This window comes from Actinoplanes sp. NPDC026623 (assembly GCF_040638275.1).
In the GTDB taxonomy this organism is placed as follows: domain Bacteria; phylum Actinomycetota; class Actinomycetes; order Mycobacteriales; family Micromonosporaceae; genus Actinoplanes.
This window is the reverse complement of the sequence record NZ_JBEZXZ010000074.1, coordinates 26,258-37,818: the sequence shown is the minus strand read 5'-3', so window position 1 is coordinate 37,818 and position 11,561 is coordinate 26,258. Positions and strand designations below refer to the sequence as shown.

The following is an 11,561-nucleotide window of genomic DNA, read 5'->3' as shown; positions in this document are numbered from 1 at the left end:
AGCCCCAGCGGGCGGTCATCCAGCGCGGTGCGGCGGCCCAGCCGCTGCCCCGGCACCTCCACGTACCGGTGCGTCAGCCAGGAGACGCCCAGCAGCAGGCCGAGGAAGCCCAGCGCGACCGGCACCTGCGCGAGGGCCGGCAGCCGGCGGCCCAGCGCGGTCAGCGCCGCGCTCAGCAGCTGGATCAGCACGAAGTGCACCAGGTAGACGGAGTAGCTGACCCGGCCCAGCCAGGCGAGCGGGCGCGGCGTGCGCAGCCGCCGGGTGAGCAGGCCGAGGGCGAAGACACCGCCGAAGACCAGCAGCGTGATGACCGAGCGGGCCCGGTACGTCGCCGTCGGCGCCCCGAGGGCGTCCAGTTCGGCGTACCAGGTGAAGAGCAGGGCGGCGGAGACCGCCGCCGCGACCGCCCCCGCCTGCCACCAGCCGGTCTGCCGGTGCTGGGCGCGGTGGATCGTGGTGCCGACGAACATGACCGCGACGATGAGCAGCCCGTCCCAGGCGTGCGCGGGATCCTGGTCGAACGCCAGCAGGGTGGCGGCGAGCGCGGCGAGCAGCAGCGCGCCACACAGGACGGCCCGGCGCCTGCCGCTCGCCACCGCCGCCAGGCCGGCGGCCAGGCAGACGGCCACCGCGACGGTCACCGCGCGGGCGTCGGACGGCGTGGCGGAGAGCAGCCTCGGCGCCAGCGGGGCGGTGAGCACCGCGATCGCGGCCAGCAGGACGGCCACCGCTCCCCCGGTGCGGTGCAGCCGCAGCGCGAAAAGCGCGCTGACCAGCAGGTAGAACGCCATCTCGAAGGTCAGCGTCCAGAACACCGGGGTGACCAGCGGCACGCCCAGCAGGTGCGGCAGCATCGTGGCGTGCGCCACCGCCGCGGTCGCCGGGTGGGCGGCCAGGTAGGGATCCACCGGGACCAGCCCGTTCGCGCCGAGCCCCAGCACCAGCACGGTCACCACGAGATAGAGCGGCAGCAGCCGCCAGAGCCGGCTCACCCAGAACGACCGCAGGCTGCCGTGCCGCTCCAGCGACGCCGGGATGATGTAGCCGCTGACCAGGAAGAACAGCATCACCCCGGCGGTGCCGGCGTGCAGCCACTCCCCGGAGACCGCCCGCACCCCGCGGAACAGGTAGCGGCTGAGGTGCGCGTAGAGGACCAGCAGCACGGCGATCGCGCGCAGGCCGTCCAGCCAGGCCATCCGCTCGCCCGCGGCGCCCGGCGCCGGCTCGGGCCGGGCGCGGACGGCGGGGGCGATGTCGAGCACCCGCGAACGATATCCGCAGGGTCAACCCGGCGCGGCGCTCACGGCGCGGTGTACGCCTCCGCGCCGGCCGGCGCCTGCCGGCGGGCCCGGGTCACGTCGGCCATCAGCCGGTCCCAGACCGGGTCGGCGCGGAACGGCTCGGCCGGCAGGCCCTTGCCGACCCGGGCCCACATGTACTCCCACCACGCCGCCACCCGCACCGGCCACAGGCCGACGCGCACGGCACCGGCGAGGAAGCAGCGGTGCGCCAGCAGGGTCGCCGCCAGGGTCTCCGGGTCAAGCTCCAGCGCGGGATCGTCGATCGCCCGGCCGAGCGCCCGCACGTCGCGGTGCATCTCCGAGTACGCGATCAGGTTGGGCACGGACGGCACCCGCAGCGGCGCGTCCTCGACGACCAGGTCCGCCGCGTAGGCCGGCATGAACACGACGTCCTCGCCGAGGATGATCAGCGGCAGCTTCTCGTGCCCGCGCCGGACCTCCAGCTCGATGCCGGGCTCCCCGGTCGGCGCGACGAGGTATTCGTAGTCCAGCACGTCGACGGCGCCGAGCCGTACGGCGTCGCCGATCGCCGGCACCCGCGCGACCACGAGATCGCCCTCGACCGTCACCTCCGGCCCGGGCACCTCGCCGATCACCCGCGCGAGTTCGTCAGCATCCATGCGCTGGTTATACCCAACGCGCGCACTCCACCAGCGCGAGGGCGTGCGCGCGGCCCGGGCAGGCGTGCGGCCCGGCCCCGAACGCCGGCCCGCCGGCCAGGTCGACCAGCACGACCTCGCCGGCCTCGACCGGGTGCCCGCCGACGACGGTCGCGGCCAGCGCCTGCCGCCTGGTCGCCGGCACCGGCGGGTCGTCGCGCAGCACCTCGCCGACCGGGCGGTGCCGGGCCCGCTCGGCAAGCGTCGCGGTCGCGTCGCAGGCCTGCACGAGCAGCCCGATGCGGGCGGCGGTCGGCTCGTCGAAGCCTCCGCCGAGGGCGGCGACCAGCCGGTTCACGGCGGCGTCGGCCCGCGCCTCGTCGCCGGTCCCCGGCTGGTACGCCTGCGCGACGTCCAGGATCAGGTCCACCGCGAGATGACCCGCGCCCATGGCGTCGGCCAGCACGGTCACCGGGTGCGCGCCCGGCCGGCGCCGCAGGGTCTCCGGCGCGATCCCGTCGAGGATCGCGGTGTAGCGGGCGCGCCTGCGTACGTGTGCCTCGCCCGTACTGAATCGGCCGGACGCGGCCCGCAGCCAGCCGACCCCGGTGGCGGCGGGCGGGACCGGCGGCACCACGAAGCCGGGGTGGCCCAGGACGGTGAGCGCGGCGGCGCCGCTGATCTGCTGCATGGGCGAACGCTAAGGGTCCGATCTTTCGGCGAGCGCCGAAGCATCGACCGGAACCGGCAAACCTCGCAAAGTGGCACGCCAACGCCCGGAGCCGTCGCGATGTCGGCCGAGTGGATGATCCAGAACCGCGGCGCCGCCGCTACGCTCCGCCGGTGAACGAGATCGAGTCAGCCCGCCGGCCCCGCACGGCGCTGTGGATCGCCACGGCCGCCTCCGCAGTCCTGGTGACCGCAGCGGTCGTGTTCCTGCTGGTGAGGGACGGCGGCCCGCACAAGGTCTCGTTCGAGGTCACCTCCAGCGGCGAGAAGGTCTCCTCGATCACCTACGGCTCCGGGGACAGGCAGCTCGGCAGGGACATCGGCACCGCGGCGACCACGCCCTGGTCGAAGTCCCACAAGCTCACCGACACCTCCGGCGACCTGTGGCTGCGCGCCAACTCCCCCGCGGGCGGCGCCATCACCTGCACCATCTGGGTCGACGACAAGGTCGCGGCGGAGTCCACGGGCCTGTCCGGCACGGAGTGCACGATCGCGTTCGACGACGCCCTCGACAAGTAGGCACGCCGCCCGCGCGGCGATCGACATTCGTCAACATATTGACATTCCTGTTTCCGGCCTCGATGCTCGGAGAGCGCTCTCAACGCGACGGCAGGGTTGTCCCCCGAGGATCCGCCTCCACCCACATTCCCTGTCCGGATGCCCTCCCCGGCCGGATCCCCACCGGCACGGCATCGAAGCGGAGGCCGACCGTGGAATGTGACGATGATGAACTCTCGCCGTCTCACCGCCCTCACCGTCCTGGCACTGGCGGGCGCCCTCGCGCCCGGTCCCGGCGCCACCCCCGCCGCAACCGCCGCACCCCCGTCGACGCCGGCGGCGACCGGCATCCGCGCGGCGGACCCCAGCGTGATCCGGGTCGGCGGCACCTACGTCTCGGTGCAGTCGCTCAACGGCGGGATCGCCGTCCGGCAGGCCTCGTCGCCGGCCGCGCTGGCCGCCGCGCCGACCCGCCAGGTGTGGAGCGACACCCGCAACCTGGGTGAGGTGTGGGCTCCGGAGATCACCCTCGACGGCGGCCGCTACTACATCCACTTCTCCGCGGGACGCGGCACCGCCCACCGCATGTACGTGATCAGCTCGGCCACCCCCGACTCCGGCTACCAGGCCGAGACGCGGCTGGCCCTGCCGGACGACCGGTGGGCCATCGACGGCAGCATGTTCACCTACAACGGACAGCGCTACTTCGTCTGGTCCGGCTGGGCCGGCGACACCAACGTCGAGCAGAACCTGTACCTCGCCCGGATGAGCAGCCCCAGCACCGCCACCGGCGCCCGCTACGTCATCTCCCAGCCCCGCGAGTCCTGGGAGCGCGTGGTCGGCAACCCGTTCATCAACGAGGGCCCCGAGCCGATCCGGGATCCCAACGGGCAGTTGCACGTGGTCTACTCGGCCAACGGAAGCTGGAGCGACCAGTACTGCCTCGCCGACCTGCGGCTGCGGGCCGGCGGCGACCCGGCCTACGTGTGGGACTGGTACAAATCCAACGGCTGCCTCTTCGGCTCCAACCGCGCCACCATGATGGCCGGCTGGGATCCGACCCTCTACGTCAACGGGCCCGGGCACCACAGCTTCGTGCTGCTCAACGGCGACATCGGCACCAGCCCGCCGGCCGGCTCCCATTTCCCGCTGATGTTCCACGCCGTCGCCAAGGGCACGCCGTACACGTGGGCGAACCGCCAGTGGTACACCGGAACGTTCCTGTGGTGGGGAAACAGCACCTACCGGCGCGCCAACGTGCCCGGCGCGAACACCGACACCGGCTTCAGCCTCAAGTTCTTCGAGTAACGAACGCCCGCGCCGCGGCGGCGTCCGTTCACGAGCAGGCCGTAGGGTCGGCGTCATGACGCGCATCCTGCTGATCTCCGGCAGCACCCGCGAGGGTTCCCTGCACACCTCAGCCCTGCGCACGGCGGCCCGGCTCGCGCCCGAGGACATGACCACCATCCTGTACGAGGGCCTGCGCGCCCTGCCCGCCTTCGTACCCGGGGATCCGGCGCTGCCCGCCGCGGTGGCCGACCTGCGGCGCGCCGTCGAGGAGGCGGACGGCCTGCTGTTCAGCACCCCGGCGTACGCGGGATCGCTGCCCGGCACGCTGAAGAACCTGCTCGACTGGCTGGTGGCCGGCGGCGACCTGGTCGGCAAGGCCGCGGCCTGGCTCTCGGTGGCGCCGCCCGGCGAGGACGACGGCGCCCGCGCGACGCTGGAGACCGTGCTCACCCACGGCAGCGCCCGGATCCTGCGGGCCGCCTGCATCCGCACCCCGGTCAGCCCGGAGGCGGTGGACGCGGAGGGCCTCGTGGACGACCCGCGGCTGCGGCTGGCGCTGACGGACACGCTGCGCGCCCTCGGCCGGCTGCTGGCGCCGCAGCAGCAGCGCGACCAGCCGTCCTGGCAGACCTACTCGAGCGTCTACCCGGTGGTGCTGCGGCGCGATCCGACCGTCACCCGCCACGGTCGGGCGCCGTACTGACCTCGGCCGGCGCGGGCCCCAGCGCCTTGCGGCGGCGCCGGAGCAGGAGTCCGGTGAGCCGCGCGAGACCACCCTCGTAGGCCGCGGCGCCGAGATTGGCGCCGCCCAGGAAGACGAGCGCGGCGGTCGAGGAGACCGAGTCGGTGAGCAGCGCCGCGCCGAAGGCACCGCCGTAGTACGGCACCTCCTTGACCAGCTCCATGCCCAGGTACCCGCAGGCCGCGGCCAGGCGCGCCGCCCGGACGCTGGTGGTGCGGCGCCGGGTCAGGTCGTGTGCCGCCTTGGAGAGCACGTTGGTGCTGGTGCCGGTCGCCGCCAGGAGCGCCCAGTTCGCCCGTACGCCGGCGCGCAGCCCGAGCGCCCAGATCACATTGGTCGTCACGAGGAACGCCACCGCCTGCCGATGGTCGAGGCCGTCGAGCAGGCCGGAGGCGACCAGCAGGACGCCCGCGGCGGTGGCGCCCGCGTCCAGGGCGTACGTCGACAGGGCGGTGGCGACGAGGCTGACGGCCCACCTCCGCACTATTGGTGCCATTGGGGCCTTCCTGGTGACTGCGCGTATACCAACAACGCGACAGATCGCGATGGGATACGTGCGGCCGCGGATCGCCGAACGGGCGTTCCGCGCACATGCCGCGGCGTAGCCTCAACGGGTGAGATCGGCTCCGGCGGTGGATACCTCACCCGGTGGCGAGCCTCGACGACTCGGCTGGCGGGCGCTGCGGATTCTCGTTCCGATAGTGGCGCTGGGGCTGGTCGGCACGGCCCTGGCCGCCTTCGCGCTGGGCCGCACCGAGGAGGACCGCCTCGACCAGGCGCTGAACCAGCAGACCGCCGCGGTCGAGCAGACGCTCACCGCCGAGCTACGGCGCTACAGCACCTCCCTGCAGGACCTCGCCGGGTCCGTCGGCGCGCAGAGCCGGCTCGAGGGGGCCGAGTTCAACGCGATCACCGCCGCCACCAACCGCAAGCGGCTGCCCGGTGCCACCGGCGTCGACTTCGTCGTGCCGGCCGGCCACGCCCAGAGTCCCGCGGTGCAGCGCTTCTGGCGTGACGCCGGAAACCCCGGCCTGCGGCTGCGCCCCGCGCCCGGCAACACCGGTGAGCATCTCTTCGTCGTCATGGCACACCCCATCGACGGCGTCGGTGACGCGGAAGGCCAGGACATGACGGCATCCCCCGAGGCCACCGCGGCCCTGCACCGGGCCCGGGACACCGGTCAGATCGCGATCAGCGCCACCTACCGGCTGCTGCGCGACGCCGGGCTGCCAGCGTGGCAACGGCAACTGTCGTTCGTCCTGGTCGCGCCCGTGTACGCCACCTCGCCGGGCGCGCCCGACACCGGGCTGTTCCGCGGGTGGATGATGATGGGCCTGCGCGGCGAGAACTTCCTGAAGGAGGCGATCGGCCGGGTCGCGGACGACACCGTCGCCGTCACCCTCGCCGACGACACCGCCGGCGACACGACGCAGTTCGGGCGCTGGCGTCCGGCCGCCCCGATCGACCGCGGCCGGGCGGCACGCACCCTCACCGTCGCGGTGCCGCAGGGGCACTGGGTGCTCACCGTGGCGCCGACCGACCGGCTGCTGCCCGGCACCGACCTGCACCTCGACGTCGTCGCCTGGGCGGTCGGCGGGCTCATCACCCTGCTGCTCGCCACCCTCACCGGCACGGTCATCACCTCCCGCAACCGCGCGCTGCGGCGGGTGGACGCCGCCACCGCCGCGCTGCGCGACGACATCGAGCGCCGCGAGGCGGTCGAGCTGCAGTTGCGCCAGCGCGAGACGGAACTGGTCGGGTTCGCCGGCATCGTCGCCCACGACCTGCGCAGCCCGCTCTCGCGGATCATCGGGTACGCCGACCTGCTCCGGGACGAGGCCGCGGGTCGGCTGGAACCGGTGCACCGCGACTACCTGCAGCGCCTCTACGCCGGCGCGCAGGACATGCAGTCCCTGATCGATGACCTGCTGAACTACGCCACGGCCGACAACCGGACCCTCTTCACCACCCAGGTCGACCTCAACCGGCTGGTGGCCGACGTGATCCGCGAGAGGGTCAACGGCCAGGGCGCCCAGCAGCCGAAGATCGTCGTGTGGCCGCTGCCGAGCGTCGAGGCCGACCCCACCATGCTGCGGCAGGTCGTCGACAACCTGATCGGCAACGCCCTCAAGTACACGCCGGCCGGCGAGGACCCGTGCATCGAGATCACCGGACACCGGGCGGACTGCGGCGGATGGCACATCGAGGTCGCCGACCGCGGCATCGGCGTCCCCGACGACCAGCTCGAAACGATCTTCGAGGCCTTCACCCGGGCCCGCGGCAGCGAGCGCTACCAGGGCACCGGGCTCGGCCTGGCGATCGTGCACCGCGTCATCGAACGACACGGCGGCGAGGTCGGCGTCGCCCCGAACCCGGGCGGCGGCAGCCGCTTCTGGTTCTCCCTGCCGCCCGGCGCCTGACGCTCACGGCGTCGAGGCCGCGACCATCTCCCGGTACGCGGCGACGCCGTCCGGATCCGGGTACCCACCCCGCGGCGTGACCGACGGCCCGAGGTACCAGTTGTCGTGCTGCCAGTAGCAGACGATCTCGAAGCCGTGCGACCTCAGCCAGGCCTGCGAGTCGCGGATCGCGGGCCCCCGCGACGCCCGGACGCCGACGTCGTCGTCGATCCCCCACTCGGTCAGCGACAGCGGCCGGGCGAGCGCGCCGAACGCGGCGTACCACCGCAGCATCCGCGCGTCGCTGCCGATGCCGACCGGGTCGTCGGGCTCGGCGCCACGGGTGCTCGCCTGCCAGTAGAGGCCGAGCCCGTACCCGTCGGCGAACGCGTTCGGCACGATCCAGTCCCGGACCTCGCGGTCGCCGCCGGCGCCGTCCCTCGTGACCATCGTCGAGTCCGGCCGCCACTGGTAGCCCATGTAGACCGGCACCACGTCGATCCCCGGATTGATCGTCTTGGCCAGCTGGTACACCCGCTTGAAGGCCCGCACGAACCGGACCCCGGTCATGTCGTCCTCGGGCTCGTGGAAGTAGGTCAGGATGCTGTCCTCCGGCATCGCCGCGGCGACGGACAGGATCTCCCCGTCGCAGTACCCCGCGGCCACGGCGGAGGGCGTGCAGGACGTCTTGAACGAGTACCAGAGCTTCGCGCCGTACTCGAGCTGACAATTGATCGCGTCCGCCGACGGCAACTGGCCCTTGGCGGCGAACACCCGGCGGACGCCCAGCTGCTCCCCCAGATTGGCGCGTTCCTCGATGAAGCCGGCGCAGGTGTTGCCTTCGCCGATGACGTCGTCTTCGGAGGTGGTCGCGCCGACGAGAAACGGCGGCGGGTCCAGGGCGGATGCCGGCGCCGGGACCGGCAGGCCGGTCAGCACGAGCACGGCGGTCAGAAAAGCATGCATGCGTCCTCCGCAGACACTGGTGATGCGTTGTCATCGGTCGGATTCGTATGCGCCATTCCCCCTTTGACGTCGGGTTCGCGGGCGTCGAAGTACGGTGTGGAGGGTCGCGGGAGCTCAGAGCCGGGACGGGGCTGCTCTCGTCGACGACCCGGACGGCCCGCGGGCCGGACCCGGCCAGATCTCGGTCGAGCCGCCGGGCACGGGCGTCCTAGGTCAACGAGACCAACATCCACATGCATCTGTCACCATCAACCACCCGAAAGACCACAAATGTCTAACTAATGAGTAAATCGATTGGCTACTATGGGTAGCTATCGACCACTATCGGGGACAGGTGTGCGACGAACGGCCCGCACGGGCGGAGGGGTACAGAAATGACGGAGGTCATCGGCGGCGCCGACACCGTGCTCGACGACGAGGCCGTGCGGGCGTTCGTCGTGGCCTCGCTGACCCGCGCGGACCTGGACGGGCGCAGCGTCTGCGTGATCGTGCCGGACGGCACCCGCAGCTGCCCGCTGCCGCTGCTGCTCGGCGCGGTGCACGAGGCCCTCGACGGCCGCGCCACCGAGGTCACCGTCCTCGTCGCCCTCGGCACCCACGCGGCGATGAGCGACGAACAGCTGCGCACCCACCTGGGCGGCCCCTACCCCGGCTTCACCGTACGCAACCACGAGTGGTGGGACCCGGCGGCGCTCGTCTCGCTCGGCAGGATCGGCGCGGACCGGGTCGCCGAGCTCTCCGAGGGGCGGCTGCGCTCCCCGATCGAGGTCGTACTGAACCGTGCGGTGGTGGAACACGACGTCTGCCTGGTCGTCGGGCCGGTCTTCCCGCACGAGGTGGTCGGCTTCTCCGGCGGCAACAAATACTTCTTCCCCGGCGTCGCGGGCCAGGAGATCATCGACTTCTCGCACTGGCTCGGCGCGCTCATCACCAGCGCGGACATCATCGGCACCACCGGCGTCACACCCGTGCGCGCGCTGATCGACCAGGCCGCGGCGATGATCCCCGGCCGCCGGCTCGCCCTGTGCCTGGTCGTCGAATCGGGCACCGGCGCGCTGCACGCGGCGGCATTCGGGCCACCCGACACGGCCTGGGCCGCCTGCGCCGACGTCTCCGCGCGGACCCACGTGCGCTACCTGGCCGCGCCGGTGCGCCGGGTGCTGTCGATCATCCCCGCCAAGTACGACGACATGTGGACCGGCGCGAAGGGCTTCTACAAGGTCGAGCCGATCGTCGCCGACGGCGGCCAGGTCATCCTGTACGCGCCGCACATCAGCCGGATCTCCGCCATGCACGCCGAGATCGAGCAGATCGGCTACCACTGCCGGGACTACTTCCTGAAACAGTGGGACTCGTTCTCGGGGTTCCACTGGGGGGTGCTGGCCCACTCGACGCATCTGCGCGGGGCGGGCACCTGGGATCCCGAGCACGGCGAACGGAACCGCGTCACCGTCACCCTCGCCACCGGGATCCCGGAGAAGATCGTCCGCGGCGCGAACCTCGATTACCTGGACCCCTCGGCGATGGACCTTGACGCCTACGCGGCGGACCCGGAGACGTTCATGGTGCCGCAGGCGGGCGAGGTCCTGTTCCGCCTGGGTGCCGGTGTTCCCGGCGAATAGATCTACGCCATGGTGAGAGACCGGCCAGGCTTCGCGACGACCCCGATCGGCTGCGACTTCAGGGCGGGGGTCAGCGGGAGATTGTCGCCCTGCCGTCTCTTCTCCCCGTGGGCCGGCAGTGCGGCTTGATCAGGGGTGTGCGTTCTTGCCCGGCGGTGTTCGGTGCGGGTTTGTGGGTGGCATTTTGCTTGCGGTGGACGGGTGGGGCCCCTTGCGCTGGGTTCTTGGTTGCTCGCTGCTGAGTGGACGGTTGCCCTTGTGGTCCCCTTGCGGTGGGTGGTCGGGCTTCCGCGTTGTGGGCGCGGCAGGAGGGTTGGTCGGGCAGGCCGGGGTGGGTGGTGGGTCAGGCGGACGCACCTCGCCGGTTGCGGTCAGCGGCCCTCGCGCGATTTGTGGTGCCTCTTGGAGGCTCGCTGTCGGCCGGCTGGACTGCTGCGCGCGGGGCGGTCGAGTTGGCAGCGGCTTTCCAGATTTCTCGGCCGCCTGGCGGGGGTTGACACTGTATGTGTGAATTCTCGTGTTCGATTTCGTGAAGATTGTGGTGAGCGCAGTCAGGTGGCATGGGCTACCAGAATCACTCCGGCCAGTGCGCCGACCGAGCCGACGATTTGGAGTGGCCGCATTCTCTCGTGCAACAGGACGACGGCCAGGACAACGGTGACCACGGGATAGAGTGAGGACAGAACCGAAGCGGTTTCCAGTTGCCCTGCTGTGGATGCGGTGGCGAACGAGATTTCTGCCGCGGCGTCGCAGATTCCGATGACGGCCAGCGCCGACCAATTTCGGTAACGGCTGGGCCGGCCACTTGTCGCGGACCGGGCGCGGCGGGCTAGAACCAGTAATAAGACCGCCGCGCAGGCTGTCAGCCGCGTAACGAAGGTGGCCCAGAAAGGGTCGCACTGTCCGGCGATGTCCAACATGGTGAAGAAGAATCCGAGCGAGACCGCTGACGCGAAGGCAGCTGCCGTGCCAAGCCAGTTTGCCGGCTGGCCGTCGGCGGGGCCTGACTCGACGGCTGCTGCCGCCGCGCCGCCCAACGCGAGCACCATCCCGGCCAGGCCGACCGCCGATACAGAATCACCTCGGATGATCCCGAACGCCACCGGCAGCACGGCACCGGTGGCGGCTACCGGTGCAACCACGACGATCCTTCCGTTGGCCATCGCGTAATAGAGGAATCCCAGCGCCAAGACCGAACCGAACCCGGCAGCGACCGCCGCCAGGAGCCGGCCGTCGGCCACGAGCGGCTCGCCGCGGACGATCAGCGGCACCGCCAGCACCAGCATCCCGGCCGGTTGCGACACCGCTAGCACGAGCAGCAACGGATACTGCCTTGCCTTGACGGCCGCGACAAAATCGGACATGCCCCAGCTGAGGCTGGCAAGCAGCGCTAGCAGGACCGCCACGGACAG

General features: G+C 72.0%; 11 protein-coding genes. 5 read left to right on the top strand and 6 right to left on the bottom strand.

Annotated features, from left to right (window positions below; genetic code table 11):
* From AB0F10_RS22350 to AB0F10_RS22340, 3 genes are all read right to left on the bottom strand, one after another.
* The coding region (locus tag AB0F10_RS22350; protein ID WP_360628079.1) for an acyltransferase at positions 1-1,265 on the bottom strand (1,265 nt) is incomplete at its 3' end.
* Positions 1,266-1,303: 38 nt separating this feature from the next.
* Positions 1,304-1,924 carry a hypothetical protein gene (locus AB0F10_RS22345; RefSeq protein WP_360628076.1) on the bottom strand — a complete coding sequence of 207 codons (621 nt, stop codon included), beginning with the start codon at positions 1,922-1,924 and terminating at the stop codon, positions 1,304-1,306.
* Positions 1,925-1,931: 7 nt separating this feature from the next.
* Positions 1,932-2,594, bottom strand: coding sequence for a hypothetical protein (locus tag AB0F10_RS22340; RefSeq protein ID WP_360628073.1), 663 nt, complete (start codon positions 2,592-2,594; stop codon positions 1,932-1,934).
* Positions 2,595-2,746: 152 nt separating this feature from the next.
* On the opposite strand from AB0F10_RS22340, the gene AB0F10_RS22335 reads away from it, so the two are divergent.
* From AB0F10_RS22335 to AB0F10_RS22325, 3 genes are all read left to right on the top strand, one after another.
* A complete protein-coding gene (locus AB0F10_RS22335; protein ID WP_360628070.1) occupies positions 2,747-3,151 on the top strand; it encodes an MmpS family transport accessory protein in 405 nt (134 codons plus the stop codon).
* Between the two features lie 207 nt (positions 3,152-3,358).
* Positions 3,359-4,438, top strand: a complete 1,080-nt coding sequence (locus tag AB0F10_RS22330) for a glycoside hydrolase family 43 protein (protein ID WP_360628067.1) — start codon at positions 3,359-3,361, stop codon at positions 4,436-4,438.
* 55 nt (positions 4,439-4,493) lie between these two features.
* On the top strand, positions 4,494-5,123 hold the full coding sequence (locus AB0F10_RS22325) for an NADPH-dependent FMN reductase (RefSeq protein ID WP_360628064.1): 630 nt from the start codon (positions 4,494-4,496) through the stop codon (positions 5,121-5,123).
* On the opposite strand, the gene AB0F10_RS22320 is transcribed toward AB0F10_RS22325, so the two are convergent.
* Positions 5,095-5,658, bottom strand: a complete 564-nt coding sequence (locus tag AB0F10_RS22320; RefSeq protein ID WP_360628061.1) for a hypothetical protein — start codon at positions 5,656-5,658, stop codon at positions 5,095-5,097. The genes AB0F10_RS22325 and AB0F10_RS22320 overlap by 29 nt on opposite strands.
* 118 nt (positions 5,659-5,776) lie before the next feature.
* Between AB0F10_RS22320 and AB0F10_RS22315 the strand changes: the two genes are divergently transcribed.
* Positions 5,777-7,582, top strand: a complete 1,806-nt coding sequence (locus tag AB0F10_RS22315) for an ATP-binding protein (RefSeq protein ID WP_360628058.1) — start codon at positions 5,777-5,779, stop codon at positions 7,580-7,582.
* 3 nt (positions 7,583-7,585) lie between these two features.
* Here the strand turns inward: AB0F10_RS22315 and AB0F10_RS22310 are convergent, their stop codons facing one another.
* Positions 7,586-8,527: a hypothetical protein gene (locus AB0F10_RS22310; protein WP_360628055.1), complete on the bottom strand. Its 942-nt coding sequence runs from the start codon at positions 8,525-8,527 to the stop codon at positions 7,586-7,588.
* Between the two features lie 374 nt (positions 8,528-8,901).
* Between AB0F10_RS22310 and AB0F10_RS22305 the strand changes: the two genes are divergently transcribed.
* A complete protein-coding gene (locus tag AB0F10_RS22305) occupies positions 8,902-10,149 on the top strand; it encodes a lactate racemase domain-containing protein (RefSeq protein WP_360628052.1) in 1,248 nt (415 codons plus the stop codon).
* Between the two features lie 551 nt (positions 10,150-10,700).
* Here AB0F10_RS22305 and AB0F10_RS22300 read toward each other — a convergent pair.
* Positions 10,701-11,555, bottom strand: coding sequence for an EamA family transporter (locus AB0F10_RS22300; RefSeq protein WP_360628049.1), 855 nt, complete (start codon positions 11,553-11,555; stop codon positions 10,701-10,703).
* Positions 11,556-11,561: the final 6 nt, after the last annotated feature.